The organism is Nocardioides sp. NPDC023903 (genome assembly GCF_040639295.1).
Taxonomy (GTDB): Bacteria; Actinomycetota; Actinomycetes; order Propionibacteriales; family Nocardioidaceae; genus Nocardioides.
Map to the genome: position 1 here is coordinate 36,853 of NZ_JBEZZS010000025.1, position 19,360 is coordinate 56,212.

Consider the following 19,360-nt stretch of genomic DNA (forward strand, 5'->3'; position numbering starts at 1 on the left):
ATCGATCCGTGGCGGGTCCGGCCCGCTGAGAACACCAGCCGGACCCGCCACCTCGCCCCCCACCACCTCGAGGAGTGCACGTGTCGACCACCACCGAACCGATCCAGGGCTTCATCGACGTCGAGGACACCCGCGCCCAACTGGCGACGTGCGGCTACCTCGCCGACGACCGGCTCGCCACCACGGTGTTCCTGCAGACGCGGCTGGAGAAGCCGGTCCTGCTCGAGGGCCCGGCGGGCGTCGGCAAGACCCAGCTGGCCGAGAGCCTCGCCGCCGCGACCGGACGGCGCCTGATCCGGCTGCAGTGCTACGAGGGCCAGGACGAGACCAAGGCGCTCTACGAGTGGGACTACGGCAAGCAGATGCTCTACACCCAGATCCTGCGCGAGAAGATCGGCCAGGTCGTCGAGGACGCCGCCGACCTGAACGAGGCCGTCGAGAGGATCGCCAAGCAGGACTCGGTCTTCTTCTCGCAGCGGTTCCTGGCCGCGCGACCGCTGCTCGAGGCGATCGACTCCGACACCCCGGTGGTGCTCCTCATCGACGAGGTCGACCGGGCCGACGAGGCCCTGGAGGCGGTGCTGCTCGAGCTGCTCGCCGAGTTCCAGATCTCCATCCCCGAGATCGGCACCGTTACCGCCAGGACGATGCCGTACGTCGTCCTGACCTCGAACAACACCCGCGACCTCTCCGCCGCGCTCAAGCGCCGGTGCCTGCACCTCTTCCTCGACTACCCCGACGCGATCCGTGAGCTGGAGATCATCCGGTCCAAGGAGACCGGGCTCGCCGACTCCCTCGCGGCGCGGCTGGTCGACATCGTCCGGGGCATCCGCGAGCTCGAGCTGCGCAAGGCGCCCAGCATCTCCGAGACCGTCGACTGGGCCCGGACGCTGGCGGTGCTCGGCGTCGAGGAGCTCACCGCCGACGTGCTCTCGACGACCCTCAACGTCGTGGTGAAGTACGAGCGCGACCTGAAGCGGGTGATGGAGGCGCTGCCGCGGCTGGTCGACCCGAACGCCGAGGTCCCCGACCACCTGCACGGCCACGGCCACGGCCACGGACATGGCCACGGTCACTCCCACGCTCCGGCTGCCGAGGATCACGACGACGTCGACGGCCGCGCCGAGCGGAAGGCGAAGGACCAGCCCGGCCGGCACAACGCGGGCTACTACGGCGGTGCCGGCGGCACCGGACCGCGTACGGCTCCCTCGGTGTCCACCAGCCAGGGCAACAGGGCGTTCCCGTCGGCCCGCAAGCGTCCGGTCTGAGCCGGGATCGGGGCCCGACATGGAGACCGCACTCCACCGCTTCATCCGGCTGCTCCGGCTCTACGGCGTACGCGTCAGCACCGCCGAGGTGATCGACGCGATGCACGCGGTCGCCCAGCCGGGGGTGCTCGAGCAGCGCCACGTGCTCCACGCCGCGCTGACCGCGAGCCTGGTCAAGGACCGCCGCGACCTGGCCACGTTCGACCTGGTCTTCGACCGGTTCTTCGGGCTGCGACCGGTCGTCGACGAGCAGGACGACCACGGCCACACCCACGACGACCTCTCCGACGACGGTGAGCTCACCGACTTCACGCTCTCCGAGGAGCCGGGCGAGGTGCCCGAGGACGGGCACAGCCACGGCAAGCCGGACGACATCAAGGAGTACTTCAAGCCCGAGGACATGGCGCAGCGCTACAACCTCCACCAGGAGGCGAACAAGATCGACATCGCCGCGCTCACCGACGAGATCGTCCTCTCCAACGACCCGAAGTCGAGCCCCGGGGAGGCCGCGCGGGTCCAGCTCTCGACGAGCCGGATGCACAACCCCGGCAACCCGGGCGAGCTGATCCGGGACGGCGGGATGCAGCTCGACACCGAGCTGTCCGTGCAGGAGGAGATCGCGCTGCTGAGCTGGCTCGAGGAACGCGAACCCGAGAGCGGCATCGACGACGACGATGACCTCGCGGAGCTGCGCACGGCGCTCTCCCCGTGGCTGGCCTCGCTCCCCGAGCGGATCCGGGACCACCTCGAGCGGCTGATGAGCATGGAGCGCGAGATCGAGTCGCGGGAGATCCAGGCGGCGCAGGCCGAGACCGTGGCCGAGCACGACCGAGCCGCGCTGGAGGAGTCGCTGCGCCGGCTGCTCAGGAAGCTCCACGGCGCACCGCGCCCGCGGCGTACGGTCGCCGCGCGCGGCATCGTCGACGGCCGCCGGACGATGCGCACCAACATGAAGTACGACGGCGTGCCGTTCCGGCCGGTCACCGTCGCCAAGGCGCACGACCGGCCGCGGCTGCTCGTCCTCTGCGACGTCTCCCTGTCCGTACGCTCCACCGCCCGCTTCACGCTGCACCTGTTGCATAGCCTGCAGTCGGTCGCCACGTCCGTCCGGTCGTTCGCGTTCGTGAAGGACCTGGTGGAGATCACCGACCTCTTCGCCGAGCACCGGATCGAGGATGCGCTGTCCCTGGTGCTGGCGGGCCTGCCGGCCGGTGGGGTGCTCGACGTGGACGCCGACTCGAACTACGGCGCCAGCTTCGAGCAGTTTCTCGAGCAGTTCGGCTCCGCCGTGAACCGGCGGACCACGCTGGTGATCCTCGGCGACGGACGCGGCAACGGCAAGGATCCCGGCTTCGCCGCCTTCGAGGAGCTCACCCGGCGCGCCCGATCGACGATCTGGCTCACCCCCGAGCCGCGCTACTCGTGGGCGCTCGGCGGCTGCGACCTGCCGGAGTACGCGGAGTGGTGCGACAAGGTCCAGGTCGTACGCAACCTGCGGGGGCTGGACAACGTCACCCAGACGATGTCGGTCGGCCGATGACCACGCCGCCCGGCGACCTGGACGTGATCGACGCGCTGCGACCCGGTCCCGAGGCCGGGGTCTACCGCGACGAGCTCGTCAGCGTCCGGGCCTGGCACGGCCCGCGCCCGCGCCGCCATCTCGGCACGATCCGCACCCGCCACTTCGACGTGCACCGCGAGGGCCACCAGGTCCATCTGATCCACTGCCTGCGTACGGACCAGATCGACGACGACCTCTCCGGTCTGCTGGCCGAGGAGCTGTTTCAGCCGGGTTGGCTGCGCGGCCCGGACCTCTTCGAGCGGCTCTTCACCGGGATCGTGGTCAGCAGCGCTCCGGACCCGGAGCAGGCCTGGGCGGCGTTCTACCGCAACACGCTGCGGCGTGTGGAGCAGGCGCTGCACCGGCCCGGTCCTGCCGCCCCGGCTCACGGAACCGTCGCCGAGTACGCCCCCGTCTACCGCTTCGTCGAGCAGCAGCTGGCACCCGGTTCGGTCCTCGAGGTCGGCTGCTGCTTCGGGTTCCTCTCGCTGCGGCTGGCCTCCGCGGGACGGCAGGTGACCGCCTCCGACCTCTCCGCAGGCACCGTCACGCTGCTCAGCGCCGCGGCGGCCCGGCTGGAGGTGCCGCTGACCACGCGAGCCGCCGACGCCACCCGGCTGCCGTGGGCGGACCGGGCCGCCGACAACGTGCTGCTGATCCACCTGCTCGAGCACATCGAGCCGAGCCTCGGCGACCGGGCGGTCGCGGAGGCGATCCGGGTGGCGCGACGCCGGGTCGTGATCGCCGTACCTCTCGAGGAGGAGCCCGACGAGACCTGGGGGCACGTCCGGACGGTCTCGTTGGACGACCTCGCCGCCTGGGGCGCGGCCTCGGGACACCCGCACCGGGTCGTGGAGCACCACGGTGGCTGGCTCGTCATCGACACCGACCGCTGATCGCGCCTCTCCGGTGGTGACCTGTCCGTCGGCGACGCGGACGAGCGGTTGTCCTCGCTGCGCCGCGTCAGGCCTGGTCAAGGCCCGGTTCGACCTGTCCGTCGGTCGCACGCGACCGCGCTGGAGGGCTACCCGAGGGCAGGTGCGCTACCGCCCACTCGGCGGGTCCGTCGGTGTGTCGTACGTCACTACTTTGTGAGAACCGTGGCCCAGCCGGACGACGGTTGAACCCTTGGAGGAACCGATGACGAACACATCCATCGATGCACTGGACACCACGCAGGGCGCCGCGCCGACGACGTGGGGCGACCCGTTCCCGCTCGGGCTGGCCAGCTTCGGGATCTCGGCGCTCGTCCTGGCCACCGTGATGTCGGGGATCGTGGACGCGGCTGCCCTGCCGGCCGTCCTGCCCCTCGCGCTGGCGCTGGGCTTCGCGACCGAGCTCGTGGCCGGCCTGGTCCACTTCCGGCGGGGCGAGACGTTCCCGGCCCTGGTGTTCACCGCGTACGCCGGGTTCTGGCTCTCCTACGCGCTGCTGGTGCAGTTCTACGGCCCGATGGTGACCTCGGGTGGGGCCGCGATCACGGGGATGTTCCTGCTGGCCTGGGCGCTGTTCACGACCTACATGCTGCTGGCCGCGCTGCGCACCAACACCACCACGATCGTGATCTTCGTGCTCCTGGCCGGGGTCTTCTACCTAGCGGCCTTCGGGTCGTTCCTCGGCAGCGTCGCTCTCGGCCAGACCGCCGGCTACGTGCTGATCCTCGACGCCCTGGTGGCGCTCTACGCCTCCGCCGCGATCATCGTGAACACGACCTGGGACCGCACTGTCCTGCCGGTGCCGTGACGTCTGCGGCCGCCGGGTCAGAGGAGGCCGAGCTTGGACGCCTCGTACACCGCCTCGGCCCGGCGGCTGACGCCCAGCTTCCGCAGGATGTTGCCCACATGGAACTTGGCGGTGGTGTCGGAGATGTAGAGCCGGTGGCCGATGGCACGGTTCGACAGCCCGTGCGCGAGCAGCTCCAGCACCTCCAGCTCGCGGGCGGTGAGCTCGGAGTCGTCGCTGGTCACCGGCATGTTCACGCCACGGATCATCGCTGCCGCTGAGCGCGCGTCGAAGGCGCTCCCGCCGCTCGCGACGTCCCGGATCGCCCGGACCAGCCCGGTGGTGTCGACGTCCTTGACGACGTAGCCCCGGGCGCCGGCGCGGATCGCCTGCATCACCAGCTGCTCGTCCAGGAACGTCGTCAGCACTAGGATCAGCGCCTCCGGGTGCCGTTGGGTCAGCGCGGCGCACAGCTCGAGCCCCTCGGCATCCGAGGACGAGGAGAGCTTCAGGTCGAGCAGCACGATGTCCGGGCGAGCGCTGTTGACCCTGGCCAGCGCCTCGGCTGCCGTCGCCGCCTCCGCGACGACCCGGAGGCCCGGCTCGCGCTCCAGGATCGACCGCAGACCCTGACGGACGATCGCGTGATCATCGACCAGCAGTACGTCGATGCCGGCTGTGGCCTGGGCCTGGGCAGGGGCCATCTGGGGTGGGCTGAGCGTGTTCATCGGGTTCCTCCTCGAAGCGGCTACTGCGGGTCCTCGATGAGCCCGCAGATCGTTCCTCGGCCGCGATCCACGACCGGCAGCGGCACCCGGAGCTCCACCCGGACACCGCCGAGGTGCGAGCGCCGGAACGCGACGGTGCCACCGAGCTCGCAGATCCGGGTCTCGATGTTCGCCAGGCCACGGTGTCTGCCGTCGATCGAGGCGCCGCGCTCGAGCCGAAGCTTTCGGGCGAGCAGGCCCGGATCCCCACGGCCGTCGTCGGCGACCCCGACGTAGAGCTCGTGCTTGCGGTAGCGGAGCCGGAGCACCGCCTGGGTGGCCTCGGCATGGATCGCCACGTTGAAGAGCGCCTCGCCGACCGCGCGGGCGATGTCGTGCTTGGCCTCCGCGGGCATCGGGCACACCTCGCCCTCCACCCGCACCGACACGTCCAGGTGCGGTCGGTGGTGCTCGGCGACCTCGTGCAGCAGCTCGGGAAGCGAGGAGACCGTGTCGCGGTGCGGCTGGTGCAGGGCGTAGATCGCCCGGCGGAGCTGTTCGACGGCGTCCTGGGTGAGCTGCTTGGCGGTGCCGAGGAGCTCGGTGATCCGCTCGCCGGCCGGCCCCAGGTCCTCCGTCTCGCCCCGGGCGATCTCGACCGACATCCCGGCGGAGAGCACGTACTGGGTGACGCTGTCGTGGAGCTCCCGCGCGATGCGGTGGCGCTCGTGGTCGACCAGCTCGCGCTGGCGCGCCACCAGCAGCCGCTCCTCGGCCTGGCGCAGCTCGCGGGTCCGCTGCTCGAGGTCGCGCTCCCGGGCACCGACCTCGTCGTAGAGCCGCTGGGCGCGGCGGTGCTGGGCGAGCCCTGCCTGGTACTGCTCGGAGGTGTGCAGCGCCACCGCGGCCTCGTTGGCCAGGATCCGCAGCACCGACAGGTCCCCGGGCTCCGGATCGTCGGCGAGCCCGTGGAGACCGACCAGGCTGCCGATCATGACGCTCTCCAGCGTCATCGGCACCCGCACCCAGCGAGCCGGCCCGGGCGCCCCGGTCGCGTGTCCGGCCCGGATCGCGCCGAGCTCGCGGCGTACGACTCCGGGGAGCTCCTCCTCGTCACCGACCACCTGGCCGTCATGACCGACCACGATGAACCTCGGTCTCGCCCCGGTCAGGTGGCCGTCGGCCAGCGCCAGGATCGTCCACTCCGCGGCGAGGTGCACCGCGGCCGCGCGGGCGACCTCCTCCAGGAGCGCTCGCGGACCCTCGACCGTGCGCACCAGCGCCCGCGAGATCGAGTCCATGGCGCGTACGGCCTGCTGCATGCGCTCGTCGGAGCGCAGGAAGGCGCGGTAGTAGGAGCGCTTGCCGGAACGTACGCCGGTCAGTGCAGCCAGATCGGGGGCGCTCACTGGATCGCCTTCACAGGGCTTCTCGGAAGAGCGCGTGGATCTCGGCACGGCTCGCCGGTCGCGGGTTCGTCGTCAGGCAGGCGTCGTCGAGGGTGGTCACCGACAGGGTGTCGAGATCGGTGTCGGTGACTCCCAGGTCCCGCAGCCGCCGGGGTACGCCGACATCGTCGGCCAGGAGTCTGACGTGGTCGGCCAGCATCTCGGCCGCGACGTCACCGGGTACGCCGTCGACCGGCAGGCCCGCGGCTCGGGCCAGGCCCACGAACCGCTCCGGGACCGAGCGCGCGTTGTAGCGGATCACGTGCGGAAGCAGGACACCGTTGACCACGCCGTGCGGGGCGTCGAGCAGTCCGCCGACCTGGTGGCTCATCGCGTGGGTCGCGCCGAGGATCGCGTTGGTGAAGGCCAGGCCTGCCTGCAGGCTCGCCTGCGCCATCATCGCGCGGTGCTCCATCGCGGCCGGGTGGGTGACGGTCGAGCGCAGGTGCCGGCAGACGAGCGCGACCGAGCTCATCGCGTGCCCGTCGGCCAGCGGGTTGTGCGCCAGCGAGACGTACGACTCGATGCCGTGGGTCAGCGCGTCCAGGCCGGTCGCGGCGTTGAGCGCCTCCGGCATCGTGATCAGCAGCCGGGGGTCGGTGATCGAGACGTCCGGCACCAGGGCGCGACCCATGATCGTGATCTTCACCCGGCGGTCGGTGTCGGTGACGATGCAGAACTGGGAGACGTCGGCCCCGGTCCCCGAGGTGCTCGGGATCATCAGCATCGGCGGGATCGGCCGGGCGATCTGGTCGATCCCGGCGTAGTCGAGGATGTCGCCGCCGTTGCCCGAGAGCACCGCGACGCCCTTCGCGGCATCCATGCAGGAGCCGCCGCCGATGGCCACGATGACGTCGGCCTCGGCCTCGACGTACCTCTCGTAGGCGCGGCGTACCTCGTGGTCCTTGGGGTTCGGCGTGACATCGGTCCACAACACCGGGACGAGTCCCTCGGCGCGGAGCAGCCGGAGCAGCGCGTCGACCCAGCCGGCCTCGACGATGCCGGGATCCGTCACGACGAACGGTCGCCGGGCGCCGAGCCGGGCGGCGGAGTAGCCCGCCTCCTCGAGCGAGTTGTGCCCGAAAACCACCTCGGGAGCCTGGAACTTCACCACCTGGTCCAGCGGGGCACTGGTCGCCTGCTCCTGCTGAGGAGCCGCTTCCCGGCTGCGTGCCATCACCGCCGTCGTGGGCGCCATTCCAGCGGTCATCTCAGAGACCGATCTCGCGGTCCAGCCGGGCGAGCTGGCCGTCGGCGAGGGCCAGCAACGGGGAGCCGGAGGGCAGCAGCGCCTGGAGCCGGAGCCACATCTCGTAGTCGTCGGCGCCCCACGCCGATCGGGTCCATGTCGAGACCAGGTCGGGCTGACCCGACTGCAGCACCGCCGCGCGCAGCTGCTGCGCCAGCGTCTCGCGGAGCCGGACCACGCCCGGCGCGACCGAGCGCGGCAGGATCGGGCCGCGGTAGCAGCGGAGCGCGCCCGGGACATCGCCGACCGCGAGCCGTGCCTCCACGCCCAGCCAGTCGCCGGTCACCTCGGTCGTGAGCCGGTAGGGCCGGGAGGCGAGGAACTCCTCGCCGAGCAGGTTGCGCAGCCGGTTCAGCTCGGCACGGAGCGTCGAGGAGCCGCCGTCGTCCTCGTACAGGAGGACCGCGAGCTCGTCGCCCGAGAGGCCGCGCGGAGCGCTGGCGAGGAGCAGGAAGATCTCGCTGTGACGAGGGGAGAGCCGCAGCTGGGCGCGATGGCCACGGCCGTCGTCGATCGACAGCAGCAGGTCCTGACGGCCCAGGGTCTCCACGGCGATGCGTGCCCAGCCGGGCCGGGTCTCGGGCTGCCTCGGCAGCAGCTGCTCGCGGGCGAGCTCGGACTCCGCGAGCCTCGCGGTGGCGCGCACCATCGCCATCGTCTGGGGCACGACGATGGAGTCTCCTCCGGTGATGTCGAGGACGCCGAGCAGGCGCGAGTCGCCCGGGTCGTGGATCGGGGTGGCGGCGCAGCTCCACTGCTGCACCGAGCGCCGGAAGTGCTCCGCGGCGACGACGCTGGTCGGCCGCTCGAGCCGGAGCGCGAGCCCGGGGGCGTTCGTGCCGGCGAGGCGCTCGTCCCAGTTGCTCCCCTCGACGAAGCCGATCCGCTCGGCGCGCCGGAGCGCCGCGGGAGCACCGCACACCCAGAGCAGCTGACCGGCCTCGTCCGAGACGGCCATGATCGCGTCGCAGTCGCGCGCCGCCTGCCCGAGCACGTCGTCGAGGAGCGGAAAGACGCGTGCCAGCGGATGGGCGGCGCGTACGTCCTGGAGCTCGTCCTCGGGGAGGGTGATCGGCGCGTGCGCGTCGTCTGCGGTCACCCCGGCGGCAGCCGACCGGTGCCACGAGTCCGCCACGGCTGCGCGCATGGAGGGGTTCTGCTTCGTATCGTTCATCCGGACCTCCTCAAGTGATGAGGGTCACATTTGAAGGTTGCATTCACGTTGCATCGGTCTCCTGCGGTGAACGCAACGTTGCTGCAACCTCGGCGTTCCTAGCGTCTGTGACCACGATCACGCCCCAATGCCTGAACTGCCTGAGGAGAAATCCCGATGACCGTATACACAGCTCCTGGCCAGCCCGACTCGCTGGTCACCGTCCAAGGCCGCTACGGCCACTACATCGGTGGCGCCTGGGTCGACCCGGTCAAGGGTGCCTACTTCGAGAACATCTCGCCGGTGAACGGCAAGCCGTTCACCGAGATCGCCCGGGGCACGGCCGAGGACATCGAGGCCGCCCTGGATGCCGCACATGCTGCCGCTCCGTCGTGGGGGAAGACCTCGACGACGGAGCGGGCCAACATCCTGCTCAAGATCGCCGACGTGATGGAGGAGAACCTCACCGCCATCGCCGTCGCCGAGACCTGGGAGAACGGCAAGCCGGTCCGAGAGACCCTCGCCGCCGACATCCCGCTCGCCATCGACCACTTCCGCTACTTCGCCGGCGTGCTGCGTGCCCAGGAGGGCACCATCGGCGAGATCGACGAGAACACCGTGGCGTACCACTTCCACGAGCCGCTGGGCGTCGTCGGCCAGATCATCCCGTGGAACTTCCCGATCCTGATGGCCGTCTGGAAGCTCGCCCCCGCCCTGGCCGCCGGCAACGCGGTCGTGCTCAAGCCCGCCGAGCAGACCCCGTGGTCGATCCTCAAGGTGATGGAGCTGGTCGGCGACCTGCTGCCCGCCGGCGTACTCAATGTCGTCAACGGCTTCGGCGTCGAGGCCGGCAAGCCACTCGCCTCCTCGCCGCGCGTCGCCAAGGTCGCCTTCACCGGCGAGACCACCACCGGCCGCCTGATCATGCAGTACGCCAGCCAGAACATCATCCCGGTGACCCTGGAGCTCGGCGGCAAGAGCCCGAACATCTTCTTCGACTCCGTCGCCGCGGAGAAGGACGCCTTCTACGACAAGGCGCTCGAGGGCTTCACGATGTTCGCCCTCAACCAGGGCGAGGTCTGCACCTGCCCGTCGCGTGCGCTCGTCCAGCGCTCGATGTACTCCGACTTCGTCGGCGACGCCATCGCCCGGGTCGAGAAGATCAAGCAGGGCAACCCGCTCGACGACACCACGATGATCGGTGCCCAGGCCAGCAACGACCAGCTCGAGAAGATCCTGTCCTACATCGAGATCGGCAAGGACGAGGGCGCCAAGGTGCTCACCGGTGGCGAGCGGAACGTCCTCGAGGGCGACCTCGCCGAGGGCTACTACGTGCAGCCGACGGTCTTCGAGGGCGACAACTCGATGCGGATCTTCCAGGAGGAGATCTTCGGCCCGGTCGTGTCGCTGACCAGCTTCGACGACGAGGCCGACGCCCTTAAGGTCGCCAACGACACCCTGTACGGCCTCGGCGCGGGCGTCTGGTCGCGGGACGGGTCCCAGGCCTTCCGCGCGGGCAAGGAGATCAAGGCCGGCCGGGTCTGGACGAACTGCTACCACGCCTACCCGGCCCACGCGGCCTTCGGCGGCTACAAGCAGTCCGGCATCGGACGCGAGACCCACAAGATGATGCTGGACCACTACCAGCAGACCAAGAACCTGCTCGTCAGCTACAGCCCCGACGCACTCGGGTTCTTCTGATGAGCGCGACCCACGCCTCCTCCCTTCCGGCGCGGGTCGCCGTGACCGACGGGGCGGCGGACCTTCTCCGCCGCCTCGTCGGTATCCACGGGCCGGTCATGTTCCACCAGTCCGGTGGATGCTGCGACGGCTCCGCCCCGATGTGCTACCCGAGCGGCGACTTCATGCTCGGCGACGCCGACATCCACCTGGGCGACCTGGACATCGGGCTGGACCAGCAGGTGCCGGTCTGGATGTCGCGCTCGCAATTCGAGTACTGGTCGCACACCCATCTCACCATCGACGTCGTCCCCGGACGCGGCGCCGGGTTCTCCCTGGAGGCGCCCGAGGGCGTGCGGTTCCTGATCCGGTCGCGACTGTTCACAGACGAGGAGGCACAGCGCCTTGACCGAGAAACTGCTCAGCACTGACCATCCGACCCGCTTCGAGCCACCGGCCGACCTGGCCGCTGCCGCCAACGTCACCGAAGAGGCGTACGCCCGGGCCGAGTCCGACCTCGAAGGCTTCTGGGCCGAGCAGGGGGAGCGGCTGACCTGGGCCGAGCCGTTCACCGAGGTGCTGGACTGGTCCGACGCACCCAACGCGCGGTGGTTCGCGGACGGGAAGCTCAACGCGGCGTACAACTGCGTCGACCGTCACGTCGAGGCCGGTCGCGGTGACAAGGTGGCCTTCCACTTCGTCGGCGAGCCTGGTGACACCCGAGACCTCACCTACGCCGATCTCAAGGACGAGGTGTCCCGAGCCGCCAACGCGCTGACCGACCTCGGGGTGGTCAGTGGCGACCTGGTCGCGATCTACCTGCCGATGATCCCCGAGGCCATCGTCGCGATGCTGGCCTGTGCCCGCATCGGGGCCACCCACACCGTGGTCTTCGGCGGGTTCTCGGCCGAGGCCCTCGCCTCCAGGATCGAGGACTGCCGGGCCAAGCTGGTCATCACCTCCGACGGCGGCTACCGCCGCGGGGCCCCGTCGTCGCTGAAGCCGGCCGTCGATGCCGCCCTGGCGCGGCTGGGCGGCCAGAGCCCGGTCGACCACGTTCTCGTCGTACGTCGCACCGGGGAGTACGTGCCCTTCGACGACGCCACCGATCTGTGGTGGCACGACGTCGTCGACAGCGCTTCGCCTGAACACACGCCCGAGGCGTTCGATGCCGAGCACCCGCTGTACGTCATGTACTCCTCGGGCACGACCGGGAAGCCCAAGGGCATCCTGCACACCACGGGCGGCTACCTGACGGGCGCGGCCTACACGCACCATGCTGTCTTCGACCTCAAGCCGGACACGGACGTCTACTGGTGCACCGCCGACATCGGCTGGGTCACCGGACACAGCTACATCGTCTACGGCCCACTCGCCAACGGCGTCACCCAGGTGCTCTACGAGGGCACTCCGGACAGCCCGCACCGCGGTCGCTGGTGGGAGATCATCGAGCGGTACGGCGTGACCCTCTTCTACACCGCCCCGACGGCGGTCCGGACGTTCATGAAGTGGGGACGCGAGATCCCGGACAGGTACGACCTCACCTCGCTGCGGCTCCTCGGATCGGTCGGCGAGCCGATCAACCCCGAGGCGTACCTCTGGTACCGCAACGTCATCGGCGGCGACCGCTGCCCCGTCGTCGACACGTGGTGGCAGACCGAGACCGGTCAGATGATGATCAGCCCCCTCCCCGGGGTCACCGCCGGCAAGCCCGGCTCGGCGATGCGGCCGCTGCCCGGCATCGGCGCCGACGTGGTCGACGAGGAGGGTCGCTCGGTGCCGAACGGGTCGAGCGGCTACCTGGTTCTCACCAAGCCGTGGCCTGCCATGCTGCGTACGTTGTGGCAGGACGACGACCGCTTCGTCGAGACGTACTGGACCCGCTTCGCGGACCTCGGCTACTACTTCGCCGGCGACGGTGCCAAGAAGGACGAGGACGGCGACATCTGGATCCTGGGCCGCGTCGACGACGTGATGAACGTGTCCGGTCACCGCCTCTCCACGAGCGAGATCGAGTCCGCCCTGGTCTCCCACCCACGGATCGCCGAGGCAGCTGTCGTCGGCGCCGCCGACGAGACCACCGGCCAGGCGGTCGTCGCCTACGTGATCCTGCGCTCCGGAGACGGCAACACCGGCGAGGCGCTGATCCAGGAGCTACGCAACCACGTGGCCAAAGAGATCGGGGCCATCGCCAAGCCGCGGCAGATCACGATCGTCCCGGAGCTGCCCAAGACACGCTCCGGCAAGATCATGCGCCGCCTCTTGCGCGACGTCGCCGAGGGCCGAGATGTCGGCGACACCACCACCCTCAGCGACCCGAGCGTCATGGCCTCGATCGCCGCGGGACTGGCTGTGCGAGCCGAGTAGCGGCGGGCACGACCTCGGCTGTGAAGCTGCTGCCGGCCAAGGCGTCGAGCAGGTCGGCGGCGGCGACGTCTCCGGTGACGGTGATCTGGCCGGTGCCGCGGTCGGCGGTGAGCGTGGCGACCCCGGGGAGGTCCCGGAGCCGAGCCGTGGCCTCACGGACGCATCGAGGGCAACGCATGCCCTCGACGTACAGCTGGATGGTCTGCATGGCGGTCTCCTTGTGCCTTCGTGGCCCCGGACGGATCCGGGGCCACGAAGAGGGTTGGACTGCTAGCGGCCGGCGGGAACCGACTCGGAGGTGGTCGCGGTGCGCACCGTCTTCCAGCCGATCCCGGTGACGACGGCACCGGCGAGAGCGATGCCGGCCGCGCCGAGGAAGCCGGCCGAGAAGCCGTCGGTCATGGCGGCCAGGTCGCCGACCTGGTCGGAGCCGTACGCGGAGGCGACGACCGTCATCGCCGCCAGCCCGAGCGCCGAGCCGACCTGGTAGCTGGTGTTGACGATCCCGGCGGCGAGGCCGCCCTCCTCAGGCGCGGCCGCGCCGAGCGCGGTGCTCAGCGACGGGATGAACGCCAGCGCCATGCCCGCCGCGGTGACCAGCGTCGCCGGGAGCACGTCGACGGCGAAGCTGCCGTCGGCGTCGATCCGGGAGAGCCAGACCAGGCCGATCCCGAGGACGACGAGGCCGCCGACGGTCATCGCCTTCGGTCCGAACGCGGCGGTCAGCCGCGGGGCGACGGCGACCATGCCGAGCATGATCGTCACCGTCATGGGCAGCAGGGCGGCGCCGGACTCGAAGGCACCCAGTCCGAGCACCTGCTGGAGGTAGAGGTTGATGAAGAAGAACATCGGGATCCAGGCTGCGCCGAGCAGGAGCTGGGCGATGTTGGCGGCGGCCAGGTTCGGCGCCCGGAAGATACCCAGGCGCATCAGCGGCGCCGCCGAGCCGGCCTGCAGGGCCACGAAGGCGCCGAGCAGGGCGATGCCGACGAGACCGGCGATGAGCGTGCTGGGCGATCCCCAGCCCTGCTCGGGGGCACGTACGACGGCGAACACGACCGCGGCGAGGCCCAGGGTGACGGTGAGGGCGCCGAGAACGTCGATCCGGCCGCGCTGCGCCGTGCCCGCCGGCATCACACCGGGAGTCAGGAGGAGTACGCCGATGGCGATCGGCAGGTTGATGAAGAAGACCCACGGCCAGGACAGATACTCGGTCAGCACGCCACCGAGGAACACGCCGGCCGTTCCGCCGGCCGGGGCGGCTGCGCCGTAGAGCGCGAGAGCCTTGGTCAGCTCCTTCGGGTTCGACCCGAAGGTCATGAACAGGAGCGTCAGCGCCGACGGTGCGATGAGCGCGGATCCGGCGCCCTGGATGGCGCGGCCGGCGATCTCGACGGCAACACCGTCAGCGAGTCCGGCGACGAGGGAGCCGACTCCGAGGACCAGCCACCCGATGGCGAATATCCGTCGGGCGCCGAGTAGGTCGGAGAGCCGGCCGCCCAGCAGGAGGAGGCCGCCGAAGGCCACTACGTAGGCGTTGAAGACCCAGCTGAGGTCCTGCGGGGCGAATCCGAGATCGCGCTGTATCTCGGGGAGTGCGACTCCGATGATGGAGGTGTCCATGATGACCATGAACTGGGCGGCGGCGATGAGGCCGAGGGCGAGCCAGCGGCGGCTGTTGGCACCCGCCGCCGGGGATGCTGTGGAAGACATGGTTCTCTCTTTCGTCAGGGCGGCCTTCCGACCGCGTGAAGAGAACCTGTCCCGCGTCACTGTCCCTGGACTGTCCGGCCGTTGTTCAGCCGGGCCAGCGCCTCCTCCGCCTGGGCGGCGACGGCGGTCTCGCCGGCGGCGAGGGCGAGCGCGCGCGCCTCGTCGTAGCGCTCCGCGGCCGCCTCCGGCTCGGCGGCCTGCTCGTGGCACCGGGCCAGCGCGAGCGTGGCCTTCGCCGTCATCGCGGGCGTCTCCAGCGTCTCGAAGCCCTGGATCGCGCTCGACAACAGCGAGATGGCGCTCGACCAGTCCTGCTGACGCTCGGCGAGCCGGCCCCGTCCGTACGTCGCGAGGACCGACCCGGCGCGGTCCCCGACGTGACGAGAAGCCAGCTCCGCGCGACGGAAGGCGTCCCGGGCCGACTCCTCGTCCCCCAGCTCGAGGTGGGTGATTCCGAGGTCGGCGAGGGCCCACTGCACGTTGTTGTGGATGCCCGCGGACGCGGCGACGTCGATCGCCTGCTCGAGCGTCCTGGCCGACTCCCGCAGTCGTCCGAAGTCCCGCAGGCCGCAGCCGAGGTGGTACAGGACCGCGCTCTGACCCCACGGGTCGTCGAGGTGACCGAACTCGGCCGCGGTGGCCCGCCCGAGGCGTATCGCGGCCGGCTCGTCCCTGGCCTTCAGCGCCGTCTCGAGCCGGACGAAGCCGGCGACGGCGAGACCCCAACGGTCCCCCTGCTCCCGGAACCACACCTCGGCCTCGTCGAGGAGCGCGGCGGCCTCCGGGTCCCCTCCGTTGACCCCTTCGACGGCGAGCAGCACCCGCGAGACCGCGGCCCCGTCGGCGTCACCGTCCTCGAGGAAGATCGCGAGGCTGTCGCGGGCCGCCTCGGCGCACCGTGGATGGGGGTGGACGACGCAGGCCCGGGGACGCTCGACCAGCGACACCGCCTGGAGGGCAGCCGCCCGCGCCGTGTCCGAACCGCGCTCCTGCTCGAGGAGCCGGCGCAGGATCCGGCGGCCCTCGAGATGACGGCCCTGATGCCAGAAGAGGCCCAGATGACCAGCCAGGCGAAGGGCGGCGTCGATGTCGCCGGCCGGTCCTTCCAGCCACGCGATGGCCGAGCGTACGTTGGCCTGCTCGTCGACGAGGAGGTGTCTCGCGCGGGCGTCACCCAGCCCGCGCAGGGCGTGCGCCGACCGCTCGGCGACCTGGCTGAAGTAGTGCGCGTGCCGGGTGGCCAGGGCGTCGTTCCGGCCCGTCTGTGCCAGCCGGTCGGCGGCGTACTCACGCAGCGTCTCGAGCATGCGATAGCGGGTGACCGGGCCTCGCTCGGCGACGATCAGGGACTGCTCGACGAGCCTGCCGACGGCATGGATGATCTGGTTCGAGTCGGTCTCGTCGTCGGCGAGGATCTGCTCGGCGGCGGTCAGGGTCCAGCCGCCGTGGAACACCGCGAGCCCTTCGAAGACGCGCTTCTCGAGGTCGTCGAGCAGGTCGTAGCTCCAGTCCACGGTCGCGCGGAGCGTGCGCTGGCGGTCCTCCGCGGTTCGCGCTCCCGAGGTGAGAAGCGTGAACCGCTGGTCGAGCCGGTCGGCGAGGTCGCTCGGGGACAGCGAGGCCGCCCGGGCCGCGGCCAGCTCCAGCGCCAGCGGCATGCCGTCGAGCGCGCGGGCGATGCGGCCGAGCGGGGCGTACGCCTCCTCCTGGTCGGTCTCGATCCCGGGCAGGACCGTCGCGATCCGGCGGATCAGGAGCTGCACCGAGGCGGTCGCCGCGATCGCCTCGGCGTCATCGTCGTCGAGCGGCGTCGGGAGCGGTCCGACGAGGGTCTGGACCTCGCTCGGCAGGGCGAGGGGTTCTCGGCTGGTGGCGATGACGGTGAGCCGGGGGCAGCGGGTCAGGAGCTGCTCGACCAGGGTCGCGACGTGGTCGACGAGATGCTCGCAGTTGTCGATGACCAGGAGCAGATGCTTGTCGGCGAGGAAGTCGGCCAGCCGTTCCTGGAGGTCGATCGCCGAGCCGTCCTGCGGCATCGCCACTGCCGCGGCGACGGCCGGCACGATGTGCTCCCGGCTGCGGATCGCGGCGAGGCGGACGAGGAAGGTGCCGTCCGGGAACCGGTCGGCGACGCGCTGCGCGGTCTGCAGGCCGAGGACGGTCTTCCCGGACCCGCCGGGGCCGACGAGGGTGGTGAGTCTGGACGTACCGACCCGCTCGCTCAGGGACGCGAGCAGCTCCTCGCGGCCGACGAGCGGGGTCAGGTCGGTCGGCAGGTTGGAGAGGCCGGACCTAGGGCGGTGGGGCCCGGTCGCGGGGGTCGACAGGGTGACCTCGCCGGAGGAGCCGAGTGACGGGTCCTGCCGGAGCACTCGCTCGTGGAGCGAGCGGAGGGAGGCCGACGGCTCCAGACCGAGGTCGGCGTCCAACGTCGTCCGCGTGCGGGTGAAGACCTCGAGTGCGTCGGCCTGTCGGCCGGCGCGATAGAGCGCGACCATCAGCAGGCCGGCCATGGCCTCATGGGTCGGGTCGGTACGCAGCAGCGGCTCGAGATCGGTGACCACCTCCGCGTGCCGGCCCAGCGACAGCGCGATCTGAGCACGCTCGGCGTACGCCGTCCGGCGGAGGTCCTCCAGCCGTACGGACTCGGGCACCGCCCAGGGCTCGGTGGCGAAGTCGGCGAGCGCGTCGCCGCGCCAGAGCCCGAGCGCCGCGTCGTAGGCGCCGAGATCGTCGTCGGTCGGGCTCCCGGCTCCGGCGACCGATGCGCGGACCCGACGGATCCGGCGCTCGAAGTCCTCGGCATCGATCGAGCCCGGATCGACCGCTGCCCGGTAGCCGCCGCCGTCGCGTTGCACCAGGTCGAGACCGGCGTTCTTGAACACCCGCCGCAGCTTGGAGACCCGGAGCTGGAGGGCGTTCAACGGATCGGCCGGCAGCGACGAGTCGGCCCACAGCCGGTCGATCAGCGCCGAGGCGGGCACGATCCGGCCGCGCGCGAGGAGCAGCACCGCGAGCAGGGCCCGCTCGGCCGACCCGGGGACCTTGACGGTGTCGCCGTCGATCGTGGTCTCGAAGGTGCCGAGCAGCCCGAACCGGATGTCACGCGAGGTCGGGGTCGGCAGCACAACGAGATCGTAGTCAGACCGGGCTCATGCGCCGATCGGATATCTGTCCGGGCCCCGACAATCCCGGGACAGTCCGCGGACAGATTCGCCGAGCAACCTCTGGCACGTCATCGAGAGTCATCGAGATTCGAGCCAGGAGAAATCACATGAACGCCATTGCCAAGGTCGGTGCGTTCGCCGGAGCCGTCGTTGCCCTCGGCGGCCTGGGTTCCGCCGTGGGTGCCTCCGTCGGCCCTCTCGGCGAGCCGGAGCGCCCGACCCACCAGAAGCATGCACCCGAGAACGACAGCGGCGGCGGCCACGGCGGCCACGCCGGACACGGCGCGAAGACGGCGCCCGAGGCCACCGGGCTCAACGTCAGCCAGGCGGGCTACACGCTCGACGTCGTCGAGGACCGCCCGCAGCGCTCGGCATCCGCCACGCTGCGGTTCCGGATCCTCGGCACCGACCACGAGCCCGTCACCCGGTTCGAGACCGCCCACGGCAAGCTGCTGCACCTGATCGTCGTACGCCGTGACCTGGCCACCTACGAGCACCTGCACCCCGTGATGGCCGACGACGGCACCTGGTCGGTCACCGCCGACCTGGCCGCTGCCGGGACCTACCGCGTCTTCGCCGACTTCCGGCCGGCGACCGAGGCCGAGGGCCTGACCCTTGGTCAGGACCTCTTCGTCGCCGGCCCCTACGAGCCCGAGACGCTGCCGCCTGCCGCCGCCATCAGCACGGTCAGCCCGTACGAGGTGAATCTGGACGGTCATCTGGTGGCCGGGCAGACCTCGCGCCTCACCCTGACCGTGACCCGCGACGGCGAACCGGTCACCGACCTCGAGCCCTACCTCGAGGCGTACGGGCACCTGGTCGCGCTCCGCGACGGCGATCTCGCCTACCTCCACGTCCACCCCGAAGGGGCGCCCGGCGACGGGCGTACGGACCCCGGCCCGGAGATCACCTTCTCCGCCGAGGTGCCCTCGGCCGGGACGTACCGGCTGTTCCTCGACTTCAAGCACGCCGGCGAAGTGCGTACCGCGGCCTTCACCGCCGTCGCCGACGCCCACTGACCGGCCCACTGACTCCCTGCTTCAGCAGGGTCCACCACAGAGAAAGGAAAGCACCATGTGCAGCACCACCTACACCGTTTCCGGGATGACCTGCGGCCACTGCGTCAGCTCCGTCACGGAGGAGGTCGCCCAGATCGCGGGCGTCTCCTCGGTCGACGTCGACCTGGCCACCGGCCAGGTGACCGTCACCTCCCAGAACGAGCTCGACCGCGTGCAGGTTCAGCGCGCGGTCGAGGAGGCCGGCTACCAGCTGGCCGGCTGAGCCACCCGCGTCGGCTCCCCGTCACCCGGGGAGCTGGCGCGCAC

16 protein-coding genes are annotated in these 19,360 nt (G+C 71.0%); 9 read left to right on the top strand and 7 right to left on the bottom strand.

Annotated features, from left to right (window positions below):
• Positions 1–80 precede the first annotated feature (80 nt).
• From AB0F44_RS21940 to AB0F44_RS21955, 4 genes are all read left to right on the top strand, one after another.
• On the top strand, positions 81–1,268 hold the full coding sequence (locus AB0F44_RS21940; RefSeq protein WP_357358800.1) for a MoxR family ATPase: 1,188 nt from the start codon (positions 81–83) through the stop codon (positions 1,266–1,268).
• 19 nt (positions 1,269–1,287) lie between these two features.
• Positions 1,288–2,808 (top strand): VWA domain-containing protein, encoded by a 1,521-nt coding sequence (locus tag AB0F44_RS21945; RefSeq protein ID WP_357358801.1) that lies wholly within the window; start codon positions 1,288–1,290, stop codon positions 2,806–2,808.
• Complete coding sequence (mftM, locus tag AB0F44_RS21950; protein ID WP_357358802.1) at positions 2,805–3,725, top strand: mycofactocin oligosaccharide methyltransferase MftM; 921 nt, start codon at positions 2,805–2,807, stop codon at positions 3,723–3,725. The genes AB0F44_RS21945 and mftM overlap by 4 nt, the downstream gene beginning before the upstream one ends.
• 244 nt (positions 3,726–3,969) lie before the next feature.
• On the top strand, positions 3,970–4,572 hold the full coding sequence (locus tag AB0F44_RS21955; RefSeq protein ID WP_357358803.1) for an acetate uptake transporter: 603 nt from the start codon (positions 3,970–3,972) through the stop codon (positions 4,570–4,572).
• A 17-nt stretch (positions 4,573–4,589) separates the two neighbouring features.
• On the opposite strand, the gene AB0F44_RS21960 is transcribed toward AB0F44_RS21955, so the two are convergent.
• Genes AB0F44_RS21960 through AB0F44_RS21975 form a run of 4 tightly spaced genes read right to left on the bottom strand, consistent with a single transcriptional unit; the run spans position 4,590 to position 9,129 of the window.
• Entirely contained in the window at positions 4,590–5,279 is a 690-nt protein-coding gene (locus tag AB0F44_RS21960) for a response regulator transcription factor (protein WP_357358804.1), read from the bottom strand.
• Between the two features lie 20 nt (positions 5,280–5,299).
• A complete protein-coding gene (locus tag AB0F44_RS21965) occupies positions 5,300–6,667 on the bottom strand; it encodes a histidine kinase (protein ID WP_357358805.1) in 1,368 nt (455 codons plus the stop codon).
• Positions 6,668–6,677: 10 nt separating this feature from the next.
• Positions 6,678–7,916: an iron-containing alcohol dehydrogenase gene (locus AB0F44_RS21970; RefSeq protein ID WP_357358806.1), complete on the bottom strand. Its 1,239-nt coding sequence runs from the start codon at positions 7,914–7,916 to the stop codon at positions 6,678–6,680.
• A gap of 1 nt (position 7,917) precedes the next feature.
• Positions 7,918–9,129: a GAF domain-containing protein gene (locus tag AB0F44_RS21975; protein ID WP_357358807.1), complete on the bottom strand. Its 1,212-nt coding sequence runs from the start codon at positions 9,127–9,129 to the stop codon at positions 7,918–7,920.
• Positions 9,130–9,285: 156 nt separating this feature from the next.
• Between AB0F44_RS21975 and AB0F44_RS21980 the strand changes: the two genes are divergently transcribed.
• From AB0F44_RS21980 to acs, 3 genes are read left to right on the top strand one after another with little or no spacing between them, the layout of a single operon-like run.
• Positions 9,286–10,809, top strand: coding sequence for an aldehyde dehydrogenase family protein (locus AB0F44_RS21980; protein ID WP_357358808.1), 1,524 nt, complete (start codon positions 9,286–9,288; stop codon positions 10,807–10,809).
• Positions 10,809–11,219: a DUF779 domain-containing protein gene (locus tag AB0F44_RS21985; RefSeq protein WP_357358809.1), complete on the top strand. Its 411-nt coding sequence runs from the start codon at positions 10,809–10,811 to the stop codon at positions 11,217–11,219. Before AB0F44_RS21980 ends, AB0F44_RS21985 begins: the two co-directional genes overlap by 1 nt.
• The gene (gene acs / locus AB0F44_RS21990; protein WP_357358810.1) at positions 11,194–13,155 is read left to right on the top strand and encodes an acetate--CoA ligase; all 1,962 of its coding nucleotides are present in this window, start codon (positions 11,194–11,196) and stop codon (positions 13,153–13,155) included. Before AB0F44_RS21985 ends, acs begins: the two co-directional genes overlap by 26 nt.
• On the opposite strand, the gene AB0F44_RS21995 is transcribed toward acs, so the two are convergent.
• From AB0F44_RS21995 to AB0F44_RS22005, 3 genes are all read right to left on the bottom strand, one after another.
• Positions 13,112–13,363: a heavy-metal-associated domain-containing protein gene (locus AB0F44_RS21995; protein ID WP_357358811.1), complete on the bottom strand. Its 252-nt coding sequence runs from the start codon at positions 13,361–13,363 to the stop codon at positions 13,112–13,114. The genes acs and AB0F44_RS21995 overlap by 44 nt on opposite strands.
• Before the next feature lie 62 nt (positions 13,364–13,425).
• Positions 13,426–14,868, bottom strand: a complete 1,443-nt coding sequence (locus tag AB0F44_RS22000) for an MFS transporter (RefSeq protein WP_357358812.1) — start codon at positions 14,866–14,868, stop codon at positions 13,426–13,428.
• Positions 14,869–14,924: 56 nt separating this feature from the next.
• The gene (locus tag AB0F44_RS22005; RefSeq protein ID WP_357358813.1) at positions 14,925–17,996 is read right to left on the bottom strand and encodes a BTAD domain-containing putative transcriptional regulator; all 3,072 of its coding nucleotides are present in this window, start codon (positions 17,994–17,996) and stop codon (positions 14,925–14,927) included.
• Positions 17,997–18,142: 146 nt separating this feature from the next.
• Between AB0F44_RS22005 and AB0F44_RS22010 the strand changes: the two genes are divergently transcribed.
• Positions 18,143–19,054 (top strand): hypothetical protein, encoded by a 912-nt coding sequence (locus AB0F44_RS22010; RefSeq protein ID WP_357358814.1) that lies wholly within the window; start codon positions 18,143–18,145, stop codon positions 19,052–19,054.
• 55 nt (positions 19,055–19,109) lie between these two features.
• The gene (locus tag AB0F44_RS22015) at positions 19,110–19,316 is read left to right on the top strand and encodes a heavy metal-associated domain-containing protein (RefSeq protein ID WP_357358815.1); all 207 of its coding nucleotides are present in this window, start codon (positions 19,110–19,112) and stop codon (positions 19,314–19,316) included.
• Positions 19,317–19,360 lie beyond the last annotated feature (44 nt).

Excerpts from the sequence above, each read along its gene's own strand:
- AB0F44_RS21955 (WP_357358803.1), top strand. The coding sequence starts at position 3,970 with ATGACGAACACATCCATCGATGCACTGGACACCACGCAGGGCGCCGCG.
- AB0F44_RS21970 (WP_357358806.1), bottom strand. The coding sequence starts at position 7,916 with ATGACCGCTGGAATGGCGCCCACGACGGCGGTGATGGCACGCAGCCGG.
- AB0F44_RS21945 (WP_357358801.1), top strand. The coding sequence starts at position 1,288 with ATGGAGACCGCACTCCACCGCTTCATCCGGCTGCTCCGGCTCTACGGC.
- AB0F44_RS21985 (WP_357358809.1), top strand. The coding sequence starts at position 10,809 with ATGAGCGCGACCCACGCCTCCTCCCTTCCGGCGCGGGTCGCCGTGACC.
- AB0F44_RS21980 (WP_357358808.1), top strand. The coding sequence starts at position 9,286 with ATGACCGTATACACAGCTCCTGGCCAGCCCGACTCGCTGGTCACCGTC.
- AB0F44_RS21995 (WP_357358811.1), bottom strand. The coding sequence starts at position 13,363 with ATGCAGACCATCCAGCTGTACGTCGAGGGCATGCGTTGCCCTCGATGC.
- mftM (WP_357358802.1), top strand. The coding sequence starts at position 2,805 with ATGACCACGCCGCCCGGCGACCTGGACGTGATCGACGCGCTGCGACCC.
- AB0F44_RS21960 (WP_357358804.1), bottom strand. The coding sequence starts at position 5,279 with ATGAACACGCTCAGCCCACCCCAGATGGCCCCTGCCCAGGCCCAGGCC.
- AB0F44_RS22000 (WP_357358812.1), bottom strand. The coding sequence starts at position 14,868 with ATGTCTTCCACAGCATCCCCGGCGGCGGGTGCCAACAGCCGCCGCTGG.
- AB0F44_RS21975 (WP_357358807.1), bottom strand. The coding sequence starts at position 9,129 with ATGAACGATACGAAGCAGAACCCCTCCATGCGCGCAGCCGTGGCGGAC.
- AB0F44_RS22010 (WP_357358814.1), top strand. The coding sequence starts at position 18,143 with ATGAACGCCATTGCCAAGGTCGGTGCGTTCGCCGGAGCCGTCGTTGCC.
- AB0F44_RS22015 (WP_357358815.1), top strand. The coding sequence starts at position 19,110 with ATGTGCAGCACCACCTACACCGTTTCCGGGATGACCTGCGGCCACTGC.